The sequence below is a fragment of the Pseudoalteromonas sp. C8 genome (assembly GCF_011378685.1).
In the GTDB taxonomy this organism is placed as follows: Bacteria; Pseudomonadota; Gammaproteobacteria; order Enterobacterales; family Alteromonadaceae; genus Pseudoalteromonas; species Pseudoalteromonas arctica.
Genome location: NZ_WTKT01000005.1, coordinates 137804 through 156146 on the forward strand (window position 1 = coordinate 137804; position 18343 = coordinate 156146).

Consider the following 18343-nt stretch of genomic DNA (forward strand, 5'->3'; position numbering starts at 1 on the left):
TTAGATTAAGTTAGCTTATAACTGAATCTACAAGCTTTTTAGCTTCTTTTTCAAGTAACGCTAAATGCGCTTCACCTTTAAATGATTCAAGGTATATTTTATAAATATCTTCAGTACCTGATGGACGCGCTGCAAACCAGCCATTTTCAGTAACCACTTTTAAACCACCAATGGCGGCATCGTTACCTGGTGCATGAGTCAATTTTTGCAAAATAGGCTCGCCAGCAAGTGTATCTGCTTTAACATCAGAAGCACTCAATGCTTTTAAACGTGATTTTTGACCGCTTGTGGCTGGTGCATCTAGGCGTTTATAAATTGGAGAACCAAACTCTTGTTCTAATTCTTTATAAAGCGCTGATGGCGTTTTACCTGTCACAGCAAGTATTTCTGCAGCGAGTAGACCCATAATGAAGCCGTCTTTATCTGTACACCATACAGAGCCATCAAAACGTAAGAATGCAGCACCTGCGCTTTCTTCGCCACCAAAGGCAAGCTTGCCTTTGCTTAAGCCTTCAACAAACCATTTAAAGCCTACTGGTACTTCTTTAACTTTACGGTTGTTACGAGCAGCTACTTTGTCGATCATAGAGCTAGAAACCAATGTTTTACCAATTTCTACGGTTTCATTCCAATCACGGTGTTTAAGTAAGTAATCGATTGCCACTGCTAAAAAGTGGTTTGGATTCATTAAACCATCTGGCGTTACAATCCCGTGACGATCGTAGTCAGGGTCGTTACCTATAGACACATCAAAATCATCTTTTAGTGCAATAAGATTTGCCATTGAATAAGGCGATGAACAATCCATACGAATTTTGCCGTCTTTATCAAGTGGCATAAAAGCAAAACGTGGATCAACAACATCATTAACTACGGTTAAATCTAAATTATATTTTTTTGCAATGACTGGCCAAAAGTTGATGCCTGAACCACCTAGTGGATCGATACCAATTTTGATACCTGCATCGCTAATTGCTTTTAAATTAACGATATTTGCTAAGTCATCAATATAAGGAGTCATTAAATCTTCGTAGCGGATAAAGCCAGAACGCGATGCTTTAGCGAATGGGAACAACTCAACTTCAACTAAATCTTCTAGTAAAAGTTGATTAGCTCTGTCTTCAATCCATTTAGTGACGTCGGTATCTGCTGGCCCGCCATTAGGTGGGTTGTATTTAAAGCCACCATCTTCAGGAGGGTTATGCGAAGGCGTAACAACAATCCCGTCTGCTAATTCATTTGGGTGTAGCTTATTGTGGCTAACTATGGAATGGCTGATAACTGGCGTTGGTGTAAAATCACCGTCTTCTTGCGTTATCACTTGCACTTCGTTAGCAACTAATACTTCAATAGCCGAGTTAAATGCGGCTTCACTCAATGCGTGTGTGTCTTTGCCTAAAAATAACGGACCAAATATGTCATTTTGTTTTCTGTAATCACAAATAGCCTGAGTAATCGCTAGAATGTGTGACTCGTTAAATTTAACATCGTAAGAACAACCACGGTGCCCTGAGGTACCAAAGGCAACACAATGCTCTGGATTTTGTTCAAGATCAGGTTCATTTAAGTAATACGCAGATACTAATTTAGGTACGTTAACCAGTGCCGATTGTGGAGCAGTTTTGCCTGCGCCTGAGTGAATAGCCATTATATTTCCTTACAGGTAATCGCGAATTTTTTCAGCTTGCTCTGCACTATATCCAAGGCAAAGAGCCACTTCATGAAGCATCATTTTTTTACGCGTTGTATTAGAATTAGTCATAACCCAATATTCACTATCGGTTATGTTCTTAGGATTCATACTACTACCGCTATTTACTAGAGCTTCTTTACTAGTAGCAAAGTAAACACGGTCACGCCCTTTTATGTCTAATACCGCAGAAAAATCAGTTTTATGTGTGCGGTAAAATGCACTTAAAATAAACAAAAAGCGTCCAACAACACCTTTTTGCATTGCCAGCTCTTCTTTATTTAATACATTAAAAACATTATCGCTTTTTTGCTTCACGGGTGCATGAGCTACAGGCGTTTGTTTTTTTGAAGTCTCAGCAGCAGATGGCTCTGAGCTTTTTAATGTGGCGGTAGACGTAGTCGCAGTTTGATTATTTTGAGTTAGTTCTACGTTTGCGGTTTGAATTTTTTCGCCGCTCAGATTTAATAAACGACGTAAAATAGTGGATGCACTTTCACCAATACTTTGCGTATTGCTTGCAATATATTGATATAACTCGTCGTCTATGTCGATTTGTTTCATGTTCTTCCTGTCATTACGGGTCACATTTTTTTCTCCCGTGTGATTATACCCAAACCAATCAGAAATGCGAGTTACAACAAGCACTCCCGTAAACATATTAATATTTACCTCATTGTTGTTGATTTAACAAACAAAAGCCCAATTTAATAAATAGTCGCTGTATTTTTTGCTTTTTAGAGCAATGCTCGGCAAACTATGGCGAAATTTTCAGGAGGCGGGTATGCAGTTAAATTACAAGCAACAAGGGCAAGGTCCTAATGTTATTTTGATACATGGGCTTTTTGGATCATTAGAAAACCTAAATGTAATAGCAAAACCATTAAGTGAACACTTTACTGTTATTAACGTTGATTTACGTAACCACGGGCTTTCTCCTCATAGTGATGAAATGAACTACCCGGCAATGGCACAAGATATTGTTGAGTTATTGGCACATTTGAACATAGATAAAGCACATTTAGTTGGGCACTCTATGGGTGGTAAAGTGGCAATGGAATTAGCGCTTACACATCCTGAACTTGTAAATAAGCTTGTTGTACTTGATATCGCACCTGTTAGTTACCCTGCTCGGCACACAAAAATATTACAGGCATTAAAAGCGGTTTCAGCACAATCAATTGACGATAGAAAACAAGCTGATGCTCTAATGCAGCCTTACATAGAAGAACTGGGAGTTCGACAGTTTCTACTTAAAAGCCTCGCTAAAAATGAGGAAGGTCATTTTGCATGGCGATTTAACTTAGATGTGCTTGACGAAAAATATTCTACAATCACATCCAATGTTAATGAAAATAATTCTTGTTTATGCGATACTCTTTTCATTAAAGGTAATGATTCTGACTATATTTTGCCCGAGCATCGTACTGCAATTAAAGCTCGCTTTAAAAATACCAAGGCTAAAATAATTCATGGCGCAGGCCATTGGCTTCATGCTCAAAAGCCACTTGCTGTAAATAAAGCGATAAACGACTTTTTAACTGCGGTTTAAAGCAATTTTAATCGCGTGTTTTTGATTTTGCGCACTAAATATATGAATAATTATATGCTATAGTACGCGCCGTTTAATTTAAAGGTTATACGTTGATGGTCAGTCAGTTAATTAACGAATTTGATACCCTAGGGTTGTATTTTGGCTTAGCCGGTATTTTCATATTCATCGGCATGGCAATTAAAGACGTACTAAAAAGTGGCAATGTGCCTAAGTTCGGACAATACATTGTCTGGGGCGTGCTCTTTTTAGGTTGTTCAGGCTTTATTGCTAAAGGTCTTATTCAAGTATTTTGGCAAGGCGCAGGTGTAGGTTAAGCATGGCGAAGTCAGAAACAGATAGAACTACACTCGATTTATTTGAATACGAAAAACGCCCAGGCAGACCTAAAACCAATCCCCTTTCACGGGATATGCAGTTAAAGGTAAATAAACGTAATCAAATAAAAAGAGATAAAGCACGTGGCTTAAAGCGTGTTGAATTTAAAGTTTCATCGCAGTTATATCAAGCATTGAGTGATATGGCAGATGCACAAAATATTAGCCGCAGTGCGCTGATTGAAACGATTTTACAAGAAAGATTGGCTATTGATACATAAAAGGTTTTAAATCCATGGCAAGTGTAGGCATTTTTTTCGGAAGTGACACAGGTAACACAGAACACGTAGCAAAAATGATCCAAAAAGAATTGGGTAAAAAGCTAGTGGCTGTTCATGATATTGCAAAAAGCTCTAAAGAAGAGATTGCTGAATTTGATTTAATCTTATTCGGTATCCCTACTTGGTACTACGGCGAAGCACAATGTGACTGGGATGATTTTTTTCCAGAACTTGAAGAAGTAGACTTTGAAGGTAAACTTGTTGCTATTTTTGGTTGTGGAGACCAAGAAGATTACGCTGAGTACTTTTTAGATGCGATGGGCATGATCAACGATATCGTTACTGAACGTGGCGCTATTGTTGTTGGTCATTGGCCGAGCGAAAGCTATGACTTTGAAGCATCTAAAGGCATGGCTGATGATAAGCATTTTGTAGGTTTGGGTATCGACGAAGACCGTCAACCAGAGCTTACAGAACAACGTGTTAAAGCATGGTCTGCTCAAGTATATGAAGAAATGTGTTTAAGTGAATTAGCTGACTAATTTACTGCATATATCGCTAGCTGTTTAAATAATTATCAAACAGTTAGCGTTTTAAGCTTTAGTGGCAATATAAATCAATTGTTCTTTGCACTTAACGCTTAGGCACGTTATCCTGTTTGTTGCTAATGTGTCGTGTACATCTTTGCAAGATGTCTAGTATAACCAAATAAAATTGAGACAGATTTAATGACTGATCATAACTTGGAACTTAAAAAAGCCGGTTTAAAAGTAACTTTACCGCGTATTAAAATATTAGAGATTTTACAATCTCCAGATAACCAACACATCAGTGCTGAAGATGTTTACAAAATTCTTTTGGATCTAGGTGAAGAAATTGGTCTTGCAACTGTATACCGCGTACTTAACCAATTTGATGATGCGGGTATTGTAAGCCGTCATCACTTTGAAGGTGGCAAATCAGTATTTGAACTTTCAGGAAGCACACACCACGATCATTTAGTATGTTTGAAGTGTGGCAAAGTGGTAGAGTTTGAAGATGAGATGATTGAACGTCGTCAACTTGAAATTTCTGAAGAAAATGGTATTACACTTACAAACCATTCTTTATATTTATACGGTGAGTGTAACGATAAAGCAGCGTGTAAAGAATTTAGCGACGCTAACAGCTAATACCGCTTTTAAAAGCAATAAAAAACCTGCTAAGTGCAGGTTTTTTTGTGTCTAAAATACGCTTGTAATAAACATAACTGGGGATATTAAACCTGAACTCTGGTTAAGAGATTTACCAACGTATTGAATCATGGTGATATTTAAATTTATTTTCTCTAGCCAGAGATTTTAAGTAAAAACAAGGCGAATTCACGCGTCAATAGCTGGCCTATTGCAAGTAAATTCAACGCAGTTAGCGCTGAAAATAGCTGCTCGAGATAGATTTATTATCCAGAGTTCAGGTTTTTTAGATATTACTTATTGAGTCTTAGACCATGAATCACGAAGACCCACTGTTTGGTTAAATACAACGTTCACTGATTTAGAATCACGAGAGAAATAACCTGTACGCTCAAACTGAAAGCCCTGCTCTGCTTGTGAATTAGCAAGCGATGGCTCTAATTTAGCGTTTGATAAAACAACCAGTGACTCTGGATTTAATGTTGTTTCAAACTCATCAGCGGCTGCTGGGTTTGGAACACTAAACAAACGATCGTATAAACGAACTTCTGCCGTAATACACTCTGGTGCTGAAACCCAGTGAATAACACCTTTTACTTTACGTCCATCACTTGGATTTTTACCAAGTGTTTCAGTATCGTAAGTACAGAAGATAGTTGTGATTTCACCATTTTCGTCTTTTTCAACACGCTGTGCTTTGATAACATAAGCACCACGTAAGCGCACTTCTTTATCAAGCACTAAACGTTTAAACTTGTTATTCGCTTCTTCTTTAAAGTCTTCTCGTTCTATATAGATTTCACGAGTAAATGGTACATCACGACGACCCATTTCTTCTTTATTTGGGTGGTTAGCCACTGATAAAGTTTCAACCTTGTCTGCATCGTAGTTTTCAATAACAACTTTAACAGGATCGAGTACGGCCATTGCACGTGGTGCATTTTCGTTTAGATCTTCACGGATACATGCTTCAAGCATACCCATTTCAACCATATTCTCTTGTTTTGTTACACCAATACGCAAACAAAACTCACGGATTGAGCCTGGTGTATAACCACGGCGACGTAGACCTGCAATTGTAGGCATGCGTGGGTCATCCCACCCTTCTACATGGTTATTTACCACTAAATCGCTTAGCTTACGCTTAGACATAATTGTGTATTCAAGATTTAAACGTGAAAACTCAATTTGCTGTGGGTGACACTCTAAACTAATGTTATCAAGCACCCAGTCGTACAAACGACGGTTATCTTGAAACTCGAGTGTACATAATGAATGTGTAATACCTTCAAGTGCATCAGAAATACAGTGCGTGAAGTCATACATTGGGTAAATGCACCACTTGTCTACTGTTTGATGATGATGAGCAAAACGTACGCGATAAATAATTGGATCGCGAAGCACCATAAATGAACTAGCCATATCAATTTTAGCACGCAGGACACATTCGCCTTCTTTGAATTCGCCAGCACGCATTTTTTCAAATAACGCTAGGTTTTCTTCAACTGATGTATCTCTGTACGGGCTATTTTTACCTGGTTCTTTCAATGTACCACGGTATTGGCGTGCTTCGTCTGCTGTTAAAAAACAAACGTACGCTAAGCCTTTATTTATTAGCTCAACAGCGTAACCATATAAAGTATCAAAATAGTTAGAAGAATACTTTATATCGCCATCCCAGTTAAAACCTAACCACTGTACGTCTTCTTTTATAGAATTAACGTAGTTAATGTCTTCTTTTTCTGGGTTTGTATCGTCAAAACGTAAGTTACATAAACCGTTATAATCTTTTGCGATGCCAAAATTTAAACAAATTGATTTGGCATGACCAATATGCAAAAAGCCATTTGGTTCAGGTGGAAAACGTGTATGCGTTGTTGCATGCTTTTTACTTGCTAAGTCTTCATCAATTCGGGTTCTAATAAAGTTACTTGGGCGATTCTCAATTTCCGCCATAGGAGTGCAGTCCTCTAAATATTACGTAATAACAAAACTAATGCATTATTACAAAAACATACACTAACATACAGCACTAGATTAAGGTTTATTTTTGATATTGCTTAACTTTAATTCAGCTGAACCATTGTTTATGAATAAAATTTGTTTTAACGCAATATTTAAGTCATCTAAACAGTTTATAGTAGGTAAATAACCTACATTATAAGGATTTAAAGATGGCGACACTTAATCAACATCGTGTATATATTCCAACTAATGCACGCGCTAACCACTACCTTTTAGCTGAAATAACCCCTAATCACGATTTTTATAAAAGCTTTAGTGATATAAATTGCTGCTATGAACGTATTGCACGTCAGCTGTTTGCTTCTTGTGATGAGTATGAGCTTTATAATGTGCACTTATTAGCGAATGATAAACTACCCGTTGTAAGATTTAATGATGAGTCTTATCAATTAGAAACAGATAAACAAATGCTCTTTTTTTATAATCCTCGTTATCACGAAGCGCATAAGATTTATTACACTGAAGGTACACCGAGTAAAAAAATACGCATTCTATTTTTAGCAACAGGCGATGATTTACGAGCCAACTCTGCAGAATTTCATAATAAAGTTCAAAAAGTGTTAGACACTTTACAAGAACAACTCTTAATAAATCAACCCCAGTTTAAACTACGCGACCATCAACACTTAACGTATGACCTATTTGCTAAAGAAAAAGGCAACAAGGAAAGCTATGGTTACAAATTAAGAAGTCTCTACCCTCGCTACCAGTCAAGACAATGCAGCATACCCAATGATTATGCAGAGATGACTTACGCCACTTTTACTATACCGGTTTCGCGCGCTATTAAAACGCAGTTTCAAACACTAATGAACACCAACGATTATGCTAAATTTTATGACTACTTTGCTTATGCATTTTTACGTGCATGTCAAAATAATAACTTAAACCATGGCGCTATGGTTGCTAACGGTGCAACGCCTATTATACGCAACAGTAAAATAGATAAAAGTGAAGGCAATGATGAACTTCAAAAGTTAAGTTTTGATATTGAATCTAATGAAAATCAAATTAAGCACTTTTATGAAGCAAGTAAATTAGTAGAAACGCTGCATTTTGTAGTAGTAGCAACGCAGCAGGATAAACATGAAATGGGCTACGGTCGATTTATGAACCAAGTAGAAAAAACAATCTATACTCTGTGTAATGAGCTGGCTATAAATAAACAACGCCAAGACTTATCTGTACGTTTTTTCCAGCATATTAGTTACCCGTTCTAAATTTTCATCTAATAACAAAAAGGCCCGCATATGCGGGCCTTTTCAAAGGAAACAAGCGATTACCAGCCTGTTTTCTCTTTAAGTGCTTTACCGATATCAGCAAGTGAACGTACAGTTTTTACGCCCGCAGCTTCTAATGCAGCAAATTTCTCATCAGCAGTACCTTTACCGCCGGCAATGATTGCGCCAGCGTGACCCATACGCTTACCTTCTGGTGCAGTAACACCAGCAATGTAAGATACTACAGGTTTAGTAACGTTAGCTTTGATGTACTCTGCAGCTTCTTCTTCTGCAGTACCACCAATTTCACCAATCATTACGATTGCTTCAGTTTGTGGATCTTTTTCGAACATTTCTAGAACGTCGATAAAGTTAGTACCTGGAATTGGATCACCACCAATACCAACACACGTAGACTGACCAAAACCAGCATCAGTAGTTTGCTTAACTGCTTCGTACGTTAAAGTACCAGAGCGAGAAACAATACCTACTTTACCAGGTTTGTGGATATGACCAGGCATGATACCAATCTTAGTTTGACCAGGAGTAATAACACCTGGGCAGTTAGGACCGATCATACGAGTACCTGTTTGATCTAGTTTGATTTTAACATCAACCATATCAAGTGTAGGGATACCTTCAGTAATACAAACTATTAGCTCGATGCCAGCATCGATAGCTTCTAAGATTGCATCTTTACAGAAAGGAGCTGGTACGTAGATAACTGAAGCAGTTGCGCCAGTTTCTTTTACAGCATCACGAACTGTGTTGAATACAGGAAGACCAAGGTGCGTTTGACCGCCTTTACCTGGGCTAACACCACCAACCATTTGTGTACCGTACTCAAGCGCTTGCTCTGAGTGGAAAGTACCTTGGCCACCAGTGAAACCTTGACAGATAACTTTTGTATCTTTATTGATTAATACAGACATTATTTGCCCTCCGCAGCAGCAACAACTTTTTCAGCAGCGTCTGTTAGTGATTCAGCAGCAATGATATCTAGACCAGAGTTCTTAAGAACTTCACGACCTAATTCAGCATTAGTACCTTCTAAACGTACAACTACTGGTACGGTTACGCCAACTTCTTTAACTGCGCCAATGATGCCTTCAGCAATCATGTCACAACGAACGATGCCGCCAAAGATGTTTACTAAAACAGCTTTAACATTGTCGTCAGAAAGAATGATTTTGAATGCTTCAGAAACACGTTCTTTAGTAGCACCGCCACCAACATCCAAGAAGTTAGCCGGCTTGCCGCCGTGTAGGTTTACGATGTCCATAGTACCCATTGCTAGGCCTGCACCGTTAACCATACAACCAACATTACCGTCTAGAGCAACGTAGTTAAGCTCGAAGCTTGCTGCGTGTGCTTCACGAGCATCTTCTTGAGATGGATCGTGGAATTCACGGATTTTAGGTTGACGGTAAAGTGCATTACCATCAATACCGATTTTGCCGTCAAGACAGTGAAGGTTGCCTTCGTCTGTAATTACTAACGGGTTGATTTCAAGTAATGCGAAATCAAAATCAGTGAACATTTTACCAAGACCCATAAAGATCTTAACAAACTGTTTCATTTGTACTGGGTTAAGACCCAATTTGAAACCTAGTTCACGTGCTTGGTAAGCTTGAGGACCTACTAACGGGTCGATCTCTGCTTTGTGGATAAGCTCTGGTGTTTCTTCAGCAACAGTTTCAATTTCAACGCCGCCTTCAGTAGACGCCATGAAAACTACTTTACGAGATGCACGGTCAACTACTGCACCTAGGTACAATTCGTTAGCAATGTCAGTACAGCTTTCTACTAAAATTTTAGCTACTGGCTGGCCTTTCTCGTCTGTTTGGTAAGTAACTAGGTTTTTACCTAACCAGTTAGCTGCAAACGCTTTTACTTCTTCGATAGTTTTAACTAGCTTTACACCGCCAGCTTTACCACGTCCACCTGCGTGAACCTGAGTTTTAACAACCCACATATCGCCGCCAATTTTTTCAGCAGCTGCAGCAGCTTCTTCAGGTGTATCGCAAGCGTAACCTGTAGAAACGGGTAAACCATATTCGGCAAAAAGTTGTTTTGCCTGATACTCATGCAAATTCATGATGCTTTATCCAATTTTTTATACTAAAAGAGCTGAATATTTTTTCAAATAAACAACTATCCCAAATTGCGCACCTAGTATAGATCCCAAGGCTTAACATGAAAACCCCAGTACGACCAAAGGCGCAAAAAAAAAGCTGTGAATGTTCATTCACAGCTTACATTTTATACAACTAGATTAAACATCTAGCAATAAGCGAGTTGGATCTTCAAGTAACTCTTTAATAGTCACTAAGAAACCAACAGATTCTTTACCATCAATGATACGGTGGTCATAAGAAAGTGCTAAATACATCATAGGTAGTATTTCAACTTTACCATTTACAGCCATCGGACGGTCTTGGATTTTATGCATACCCAAGATTGAAGACTGTGGCAAGTTAATGATAGGTGTAGATAGCAATGAACCAAATACGCCACCATTAGTAATAGTGAAATTACCACCCGTCATATCAGCAAGCGTAAGCTTACCATCACGACCTTTAAGTGCTAGCTCACGAATACCTTTTTCGATTTCAGCAACAGATAGTTTGTCACAATCTTTAAGTACTGGAGTAACTAAGCCACGTGGAGTAGATACTGCAATGCTGATATCGAAATAGTTATGGTAAACAATATCGTCACCATCAATTGATGCATTTACATCAGGGAAACGCTTAAGAGCTTCAGTTACCGCTTTCACATAGAAAGACATGAAACCTAAACGAATGCCGTGACGCTTTTCAAACGTTTCTTGGTACTGCTTACGAAGGCTCATGATTGGTCCCATGTTCACTTCGTTGAATGTAGTTAACATTGCAGTTGAGTTTTTAGCTTCAAGAAGGCGTGTCGCAATCGTTTTACGTAAACGAGTCATAGGTACACGTTTTTGAGTACGATCGCCCATTGGTGCTGCAGGAGCAGAAGCTTCTGCTTTTTTAGCCGCTGGCGCTGGTGCTTTTAAGAAAGTATCAACGTCTTCTTTAGTTACACGACCATTTTTACCCGTGCCTTTAATTTTAGAAGCGTCTAGGCCTTTCTCAGCAATTAAACGACGAACTGATGGTGTTAACACATCTGAACTTTCGCTTGAATCTGCTACTGGCGCTGCGTCTGCTTTTGCAGCTGGAGCCGCTGGTGCACCGCCTGCTTTAACCGAACCAATTACTTGCTCGCCTAGTACAGTATCGCCTTCGCCGTGAATGATATCACCCATGATGCCATCTTCTTGAGCTACTACTTCAAGAACAACTTTATCTGTTTCAATATCTACCAAGTTTTGGTCGCGTGTTACCGCGTCACCTGGTTGTACATGCCATGTAGCAATTGTTGCGTCTGCAACTGATTCTGGAAGTACAGGTACTTTAATATCCACTTCTTTACCTTCTGATGCTGGTGCTGATTGCGCCACTGGCGCGTCTTCTGATTTAGCTGGTGCTGATTCTTCTTTAGTTGAACCTTCACTTGCTGGCGCTGCATCAGCATCACCAAGTAAACCCATAACTTGGTCGCCAAGTACGGTTGCACCTTCTTCTTGTGATATTTCTGTTATTACACCGTCATGCTGTGCAACAACTTCTAAAACCACTTTATCTGTTTCAATGTCTACTAAGTTTTGATCGCGAGTTACTTTGTCGCCAACACTTACATGCCATGTAGCAACGGTAGCATCTGCAACCGACTCAGGAAGAACAGGAACTTTAATTTCTGTGCTCATTGCTTATCCTTTATTTTCTATAGTAAGCGCGTCGGCAACGAGCGCTTGTTGTTCTTTAGTATGTACTGACATGTAACCACACGCTGGTGATGCAGACGCTTTACGTCCTGCATATTTTAATTTAGCACCTTGTGGGATTGCATCAATAAAGTGATGTTGTGAACAGTACCATGCACCTTGGTTTTGTGGCTCTTCTTGACACCATACAAAATCAGTTACGTGTTGGTAGCGCTCTATAATTGTTTGCATTTCATCGTGTGGGAACGGGTATAACTGTTCAACACGTACAATTGCAATATTATCTTGCTCAAGCTTACGACGCTCTTGTAGTAACTCGTAGTAAACTTTACCGCTACAAAATACAACGCGCTCTACTTTCTCAGGGTTAATATCATCAACTTCGTCGATCATATTATGGTAAACACCGTGTGAAAGCTCTTCAAGTGATGAAGTTGCAAGCGGGTGACGAAGTAGCGACTTAGGCGTCATAACAATCAGAGGACGACGAAGTGGTCGAACTGATTGACGACGAAGCATAGCGTAAACTTGCGCCGGCGTTGAAGGAACACATACTTGCATGTTGTGATCAGCACATAGTTGCAAGAAACGCTCTAAGCGCGCTGAACTATGCTCTGGCCCTTGACCTTCGTAGCCATGAGGTAACAAAATTGTAAGCCCACATAAACGGCCCCACTTTTGCTCACCAGAACTTAAGAACTGGTCAAATACAACTTGTGCACCATTGGCGAAGTCACCAAATTGCGCTTCCCATATTACGAGAGACTTAGGTTCAGCGGTAGCATATCCATATTCGAACGCAACGACAGCTTCCTCAGATAAAACAGAATCAAAGACTTCAAATGTGCCTTGATCTTCACTTAAATGCTCTAAAGGAGTGTAAGTTGTACCATCAGATTGACCATGAACAACAGCATGACGATGAAAGAATGTTCCTCGACCTGTGTCTTGTCCTGTTAAACGAATGTCAGTACCTTCAGACGCAATTGTTGCATAGGCAAGAGTCTCTGCCATACCCCAATCAAGTGGTTTTTCACCTGTGGCCATTAGCTTACGATCGTCATAAATCTTTTTAACGCGAGATTGAGCTTTATGTTGTTCTGGGTAAGAAGCTACTTTCTCACCAAGAGCTTTAAGCTTCTCTACAGATACGCTAGCATCGTAGTCAACATTCCATTCATGACCAATATATTTGGCCCACTCAGAAGAATGCGACGTCTCTGGCTGTATTTCTGAAACAACACAGCTGCCTTCATCTAGTGCATCACGGTACTCATCAGCTAAGGCTTTAACTTCTTGTTCAGAAAAAGAGCCTTCAGCAATCAGTTGGTCTGCATAGATTAAACGCGGCACTGGATGCTTTTTAATTTTTTGGTACATGACAGGCTGAGTTGCATTAGGCTCATCAGCTTCATTGTGACCATGGCGACGGTAACAAACTAAATCAATTACTACGTCACGCTTAAACTGATTTCTAAAATCAAGAGCAAGTTGAGTAACAAATGCAACGGCTTCAGGATCATCAGAATTAACATGGAATATTGGAGACTGAACCATTTTAGCAATGTCAGTACAGTATGGCGTTGAGCGAACGTCATCTTGCTTAGAGGTTGTAAAACCTACTTGGTTGTTGACAACAATACGAATACTACCACCACAACTAAACGCATTAGTTTGTGACATGTTAAACGTTTCTTGAACAACACCTTGTCCAGCAATAGCAGAATCACCATGGATGGTAATAGGTAGTGCTTTAATGCCTGATTTATCACCTAAACGGTCGAGACGACCACGTACAGAGCCCATTACAACAGGGTTTACGATTTCTAGGTGAGATGGGTTAAACGCAAGCGCCATGTGTACATTGCCACCTTTGGTAGCAAAGTCAGACGAATAACCCATGTGATATTTAACATCACCAGAACCTAACGTTTCTTTATGTATACCAGCAAATTCATCAAATAATTCTGATGGATTTTTACCAAGTACATTAACTAAAACGTTTAAACGACCACGGTGAGCCATACCAATAACAGCTTCTTGTTGGCCGCTTTCACCAGCGCGGTGAATAAGCTCTTTAAGCATTGGAACTAACGCATCGCCACCTTCAAGTGAAAAGCGCTTAGCACCAGGAAACTTAGACCCTAAATATTTTTCTAGACCATCTGCTGCAGTAAGCCCTTTAAGGATACGTAGCTTTTCATCTTTTGAGAATTTAGGCCTAGACTGGACAGATTCTAGACGTTGTTGTAACCAACGTTTTTCCTCTGTTGATGTGATGTGCATATACTCAGCGCCAATTGAACCACAATATGTAGTTTTTAGTGCTTGGTATAGTTCACCTAAAGGCATAGTATCGCGCCCTACGGCAAACGATCCTACGTTAAACTCGCGGTCAAAATCACTTGAAGATAGGTCGTGGTACTCTAGCTCTAAATCTCGTACACGCTCTCGTTGCCAAATACCTAATGGATCTAGGTTTGCATTTTGGTGCCCACGAAAACGGAAAGCATTAATAAGTTGTAGAACTTTAACCTGTTTAAGGTCACCGCCACTACCCTCTGCTACCACTACTTCTCTATGCTTGTTTTTTGCAAGCTGTGCAAACTGTGCTCGAACCTCTGAATGTTTTACTTCAACATCCACACCATCAACTTTAGGTAATTGTTCAAACACTTCTCGCCATTCGTCTGGCACAGAAGTCGCATCGTCTAAATACGCTTCATAAAGCTCTTCTACATAAGCAACGTTGCCGCCGTTTAAATGTGAAGATTCTAGCCATGCCTTCATCACACCTTCGTGCATTTATAAGCCCTTTTTTTTAGCGCAGAAATTAATAGTTATTATAACAAGATGGCTAATATAATTTAATATTAGCCATCTTACCTTTACTAAGCTATCAAACCGCTCGGTTTAGTAACATAGATTTGATTTGTCCAATTGCTTTGGTCGGATTAAGACCCTTAGGACAAACGCTAACACAGTTCATGATACTGTGACAACGGAACACACTGAACGCATCGTCTAAATCCGCTAAACGTTCTTCAGTTGCTGTATCTCGGCTATCAGCCAAGAAACGGTAAGCATGAAGAAGGCCTGCTGGACCAATGAACTTGTCTGGATTCCACCAGAACGAAGGACACGATGTTGAACAACATGCACACAAAATACACTCATAAAGCCCATCTAATTTATCACGTTCTTCAATAGTTTGAAGACGTTCGCCTGCTGCAGGCTGATCATTAATTAAATAAGGTTTAACTTTTTCGTACTGAGTGTAGAACTGACTCATGTCAATAACAAGGTCACGTACCACAGGTAAACCTGGTAATGGACGTACTACGATTTTACCTTTGCCATTTTTTTGTAGCGTAGATAAAGGGGTAATACATGCTAAACCATTTTTACCATTCATGTTAACACCATCAGATCCACACACACCTTCACGGCATGAACGACGGAAAGATAATGTAGGATCTTGTTCTTTTAGAAGAATAAGTGCATCCAACACCATCATGTCGTGACCTTCCTCTGTTTGCAAGGTGTATTCTTGCATACGAGGAGCGTTGTCAACATCTGGATTATAACGATAAACTGAAAATTGTACTTGTGCCATCGTCTATCTCCTAGTAAACACGTGCTTTAGGTGGGAAAGCTTCACGCGTTTTAGGCGCATAGTTTACATCACGCTTACTCATTTCATCCGTTACAGGATTGAATACTGAGTGACATAACCAGTTTTCGTCATCACGATCTGGGTAGTCAAAGCGAGAATGTGCACCACGGCTTTCTGTACGGAAGTTTGCAGCTACTGCAGTTGAGTAAGCTGTTTCCATTAAGTTGTCTAGTTCAAGACATTCGATACGCTGCGTGTTGAAGTCTGATGATTTATCATCAAGACGAGCATGTTGCAGACGTTCGCGAATTTCTTTAAGTTCTTGAAGACCTGCAGCCATTGAGTCACCTTCACGGAATACCGAGAAGTTAAGCTGCATACATTGTTGTAGGTCTTTTTTGATTTGAACTGGATCTTCACCTTGGCCAGCCGTTGAATTTTCCCAACGATTGTAACGTGCAAGAGACGCTTCTAAGTCTGATTCTGAAGCAGCTTTAGATATTTCAACGTCATTTAGGTACTTACCTAAGAAGTTACCCGCAGCACGACCAAACACAACTAAATCAAGTAATGAGTTACCACCTAAGCGGTTTGCACCGTGTACAGATACACATGCAATCTCACCTACTGCAAATAAACCTTGAACTACTGTTTCGTTGCCTTGAGCATCGATTTGTAGCGCTTGTCCATTTACATTAGTAGGAACACCACCCATCATATAATGACAAGTTGGAATTACTGGAATTGGCTCTTTTGCAGGGTCAACGTGAGCAAATGTTTTAGCAAGGTCACATACGCCAGGAAGACGTAAGTTAAGTGTTTCTTCACCTAAGTGGTCAAGTTTTAACTTAAGATGTGGACCCCAAGGACCATCACAACCACGACCTTCACGGATTTCAGTCATCATTGAACGTGCAACAACGTCGCGAGACGCTAAGTCTTTTGCGTTTGGTGCGTAACGTTCCATGAAGCGTTCGCCATCTTTATTTAGAAGATAACCGCCTTCACCACGACAACCTTCAGTTACTAGCGTACCAGCACCTGCGATACCCGTTGGGTGGAACTGCCACATTTCCATGTCTTGCATAGAAATACCAGCACGTGTTGCCATACCAACACCGTCACCAGTGTTAATGTGAGCATTAGTGGTTGATGCAAATATACGACCTGCACCACCAGTAGCTAATACAACAGCTTTAGATTTGAAGAAGGTAACTTCACCTGTCTCAATCTCAATTGCAGTACACCCTACTACATCACCATTATCGTTTTTAACTAAATCAAGTGCATACCATTCAGAGAATACATTTGTTTTGTTTTTAACGTTTTGTTGATATAGAAGGTGTAATAAAGCATGACCAGTACGGTCAGCAGCTGCTGCAGTACGTGCGGCTTGTTCACCACCAAAGTTTTTCGATTGACCACCGAAAGGACGTTGGTAAACACGGCCATTTTCAAAACGAGAAAATGGTAAACCCATGTTTTCTAATTCGGTAATAGCTTCTGGGCCAGTTTGACACATGTATTCAATAGCGTCTTGGTCACCGATAAAATCGGAACCTTTAACGGTATCGTACATATGCCATTCCCAGTTATCTTCGTGTGAATTACCAAGCGCAACCGTAATACCGCCTTGAGCAGATACAGTGTGTGAGCGCGTTGGAAATACTTTAGATATTAATGCACACGTTTTGCCAGATTCTGTAATTGCTAAAGCAGCGCGCATACCTGCACCACCTGCACCAATTACTACGGCGTCAAATTCACGAACAGAATATTTCACTTAAACACCCCATAATACGATTAGACCAATAGCTACGTAAGCAACGGCCATTAGGTTTAATACAAAACCTAAAACTGCACGAAGCTTTGCGCACTTAACATAGTCTGTAAGAACTTGCCAAAGGCCAATGCGGGTATGAACCATAATGCAAACAAGGGTAATTAACGTAAACCCTTTCATTGCTAGGTTAGAGAAGAGGCCTGTCCAGGCTTCGAAAGTGACTTCTGGCGTCGCTAAAAAATAGCCGATAATAAAAATCGCGTAAGCGCTGATTATTAATGCCGTGGTACGTAAAGATACGAAATCTTGTACACCATCACGTTTTAGAGTTGCTTGATTTAAAACCATATCCACACCCCTGCCAATAAGGCAAACACAACACCAAGAGCCATTGAAACTTTAGCGCTGAGGTTACCTGATTCAAGTTCTTCCCAATATCCCATATCCATAATCATATGACGGATACCACCAATAAGGTGATAACCTAATACAGAAACAGTGCCCCAAGCTATAAATTTGGCAATGAATCCGTTAAACAGACCCTTGACGAATTCAAAACTTTCAGCTGAAGAGAGAGACTCAGACCAAGCCCAAATGACAAACGTTAAAGCAAAAAATAATGCAACACCGGTGACGCGGTGAAAAATTGAAGCTTTAGCCGTTGCCGGCATAGATATAGTTGTTAGATCTAGATTTACAGGTCTTTGCTTTTTCACAGTTACTTGCCCATCTTTGCTCACAGTGGAGCTCATCTACTTGTTTTTCTAAAAACCCACCAAATATTACTGATGGAACTATCAAAATAAACGTACCAAAACAATTAAAGTTCACAAACCTGTAAATTTTAAGCTGTTAAGAATATGTTTACCCAAATAC

17 protein-coding genes are annotated in these 18343 nt (G+C 39.9%); 6 read left to right on the forward strand and 11 right to left on the reverse strand.

From position 1 onward, the window contains the following. Positions 1-10 precede the first annotated feature (10 nt). Positions 11-1648 (reverse strand): phosphoglucomutase (alpha-D-glucose-1,6-bisphosphate-dependent), encoded by a 1638-nt coding sequence (pgm, locus tag GQR39_RS06890; RefSeq protein ID WP_165735198.1) that lies wholly within the window; start codon positions 1646-1648, stop codon positions 11-13. A gap of 9 nt (positions 1649-1657) precedes the next feature. Further along, a complete protein-coding gene (gene seqA / locus GQR39_RS06895; RefSeq protein ID WP_024589204.1) occupies positions 1658-2254 on the reverse strand; it encodes a replication initiation negative regulator SeqA in 597 nt (198 codons plus the stop codon). A gap of 220 nt (positions 2255-2474) precedes the next feature. On the opposite strand from seqA, the gene GQR39_RS06900 reads away from it, so the two are divergent. The 5 genes from GQR39_RS06900 to fur all read left to right on the forward strand — a co-directional run bounded on the left by GQR39_RS06900 (position 2475) and on the right by fur (position 5012). Beyond that, positions 2475-3242 (forward strand): alpha/beta fold hydrolase, encoded by a 768-nt coding sequence (locus GQR39_RS06900; protein ID WP_121955046.1) that lies wholly within the window; start codon positions 2475-2477, stop codon positions 3240-3242. Positions 3243-3337: 95 nt separating this feature from the next. Next, positions 3338-3559, forward strand: a complete 222-nt coding sequence (locus GQR39_RS06905; RefSeq protein WP_002962930.1) for a DUF2788 domain-containing protein — start codon at positions 3338-3340, stop codon at positions 3557-3559. A gap of 2 nt (positions 3560-3561) precedes the next feature. Next, entirely contained in the window at positions 3562-3840 is a 279-nt protein-coding gene (gene ybfE, locus GQR39_RS06910) for a LexA regulated protein (protein ID WP_002962928.1), read from the forward strand. A gap of 14 nt (positions 3841-3854) precedes the next feature. Then, positions 3855-4382 (forward strand): flavodoxin FldA, encoded by a 528-nt coding sequence (fldA, locus tag GQR39_RS06915; protein ID WP_007586856.1) that lies wholly within the window; start codon positions 3855-3857, stop codon positions 4380-4382. A gap of 186 nt (positions 4383-4568) precedes the next feature. Beyond that, the gene (gene fur, locus GQR39_RS06920) at positions 4569-5012 is read left to right on the forward strand and encodes a ferric iron uptake transcriptional regulator (RefSeq protein ID WP_007586857.1); all 444 of its coding nucleotides are present in this window, start codon (positions 4569-4571) and stop codon (positions 5010-5012) included. Between the two features lie 297 nt (positions 5013-5309). Here fur and glnS read toward each other — a convergent pair whose 3' ends face one another. After that, complete coding sequence (gene glnS / locus GQR39_RS06925) at positions 5310-6968, reverse strand: glutamine--tRNA ligase (protein ID WP_165735199.1); 1659 nt, start codon at positions 6966-6968, stop codon at positions 5310-5312. 218 nt (positions 6969-7186) lie between these two features. Here glnS and GQR39_RS06930 point away from each other — a divergent pair, with 218 nt between their 5' ends. Beyond that, positions 7187-8257, forward strand: coding sequence for a DUF3083 family protein (locus GQR39_RS06930; protein ID WP_165735200.1), 1071 nt, complete (start codon positions 7187-7189; stop codon positions 8255-8257). Between the two features lie 59 nt (positions 8258-8316). Here GQR39_RS06930 and sucD read toward each other — a convergent pair whose 3' ends face one another. The 8 genes from sucD to sdhC all read right to left on the reverse strand — a co-directional run bounded on the left by sucD (position 8317) and on the right by sdhC (position 18183). Next, the gene (sucD, locus tag GQR39_RS06935) at positions 8317-9189 is read right to left on the reverse strand and encodes a succinate--CoA ligase subunit alpha (protein ID WP_007586864.1); all 873 of its coding nucleotides are present in this window, start codon (positions 9187-9189) and stop codon (positions 8317-8319) included. Continuing rightward, complete coding sequence (gene sucC, locus GQR39_RS06940; RefSeq protein ID WP_007586870.1) at positions 9189-10355, reverse strand: ADP-forming succinate--CoA ligase subunit beta; 1167 nt, start codon at positions 10353-10355, stop codon at positions 9189-9191. The genes sucD and sucC overlap by 1 nt, the downstream gene beginning before the upstream one ends. Positions 10356-10532: 177 nt before the next feature. Next, on the reverse strand, positions 10533-12050 hold the full coding sequence (odhB, locus tag GQR39_RS06945) for a 2-oxoglutarate dehydrogenase complex dihydrolipoyllysine-residue succinyltransferase (RefSeq protein WP_165735201.1): 1518 nt from the start codon (positions 12048-12050) through the stop codon (positions 10533-10535). Positions 12051-12053: 3 nt separating this feature from the next. Further along, positions 12054-14873 (reverse strand): 2-oxoglutarate dehydrogenase E1 component, encoded by a 2820-nt coding sequence (sucA, locus tag GQR39_RS06950; RefSeq protein WP_010552673.1) that lies wholly within the window; start codon positions 14871-14873, stop codon positions 12054-12056. 94 nt (positions 14874-14967) lie between these two features. Then, positions 14968-15684: a succinate dehydrogenase iron-sulfur subunit gene (locus GQR39_RS06955; protein WP_007375751.1), complete on the reverse strand. Its 717-nt coding sequence runs from the start codon at positions 15682-15684 to the stop codon at positions 14968-14970. 10 nt (positions 15685-15694) lie between these two features. After that, entirely contained in the window at positions 15695-17467 is a 1773-nt protein-coding gene (sdhA, locus tag GQR39_RS06960) for a succinate dehydrogenase flavoprotein subunit (protein ID WP_007375750.1), read from the reverse strand. Continuing rightward, on the reverse strand, positions 17468-17815 hold the full coding sequence (gene sdhD / locus GQR39_RS06965; RefSeq protein ID WP_007586873.1) for a succinate dehydrogenase, hydrophobic membrane anchor protein: 348 nt from the start codon (positions 17813-17815) through the stop codon (positions 17468-17470). It lies immediately after the preceding gene. Then, positions 17806-18183 (reverse strand): succinate dehydrogenase, cytochrome b556 subunit, encoded by a 378-nt coding sequence (gene sdhC, locus GQR39_RS06970; RefSeq protein WP_165735240.1) that lies wholly within the window; start codon positions 18181-18183, stop codon positions 17806-17808. Before sdhC ends, sdhD begins: the two co-directional genes overlap by 10 nt. Positions 18184-18343 lie beyond the last annotated feature (160 nt).

Coding starts and splice junctions, on each gene's coding strand:
- pgm (WP_165735198.1), bottom strand. CDS start 1,648: ATGGCTATTCACTCAGGCGCAGGCAAAACTGCTCCACAATCGGCACTG.
- seqA (WP_024589204.1), bottom strand. CDS start 2,254: ATGAAACAAATCGACATAGACGACGAGTTATATCAATATATTGCAAGC.
- GQR39_RS06900 (WP_121955046.1), top strand. CDS start 2,475: ATGCAGTTAAATTACAAGCAACAAGGGCAAGGTCCTAATGTTATTTTG.
- GQR39_RS06905 (WP_002962930.1), top strand. CDS start 3,338: ATGGTCAGTCAGTTAATTAACGAATTTGATACCCTAGGGTTGTATTTT.
- ybfE (WP_002962928.1), top strand. CDS start 3,562: ATGGCGAAGTCAGAAACAGATAGAACTACACTCGATTTATTTGAATAC.
- fldA (WP_007586856.1), top strand. CDS start 3,855: ATGGCAAGTGTAGGCATTTTTTTCGGAAGTGACACAGGTAACACAGAA.
- fur (WP_007586857.1), top strand. CDS start 4,569: ATGACTGATCATAACTTGGAACTTAAAAAAGCCGGTTTAAAAGTAACT.
- glnS (WP_165735199.1), bottom strand. CDS start 6,968: ATGGCGGAAATTGAGAATCGCCCAAGTAACTTTATTAGAACCCGAATT.
- GQR39_RS06930 (WP_165735200.1), top strand. CDS start 7,187: ATGGCGACACTTAATCAACATCGTGTATATATTCCAACTAATGCACGC.
- sucD (WP_007586864.1), bottom strand. CDS start 9,189: ATGTCTGTATTAATCAATAAAGATACAAAAGTTATCTGTCAAGGTTTC.
- sucC (WP_007586870.1), bottom strand. CDS start 10,355: ATGAATTTGCATGAGTATCAGGCAAAACAACTTTTTGCCGAATATGGT.
- odhB (WP_165735201.1), bottom strand. CDS start 12,050: ATGAGCACAGAAATTAAAGTTCCTGTTCTTCCTGAGTCGGTTGCAGAT.
- sucA (WP_010552673.1), bottom strand. CDS start 14,873: ATGCACGAAGGTGTGATGAAGGCATGGCTAGAATCTTCACATTTAAAC.
- GQR39_RS06955 (WP_007375751.1), bottom strand. CDS start 15,684: ATGGCACAAGTACAATTTTCAGTTTATCGTTATAATCCAGATGTTGAC.
- sdhD (WP_007586873.1), bottom strand. CDS start 17,815: ATGGTTTTAAATCAAGCAACTCTAAAACGTGATGGTGTACAAGATTTC.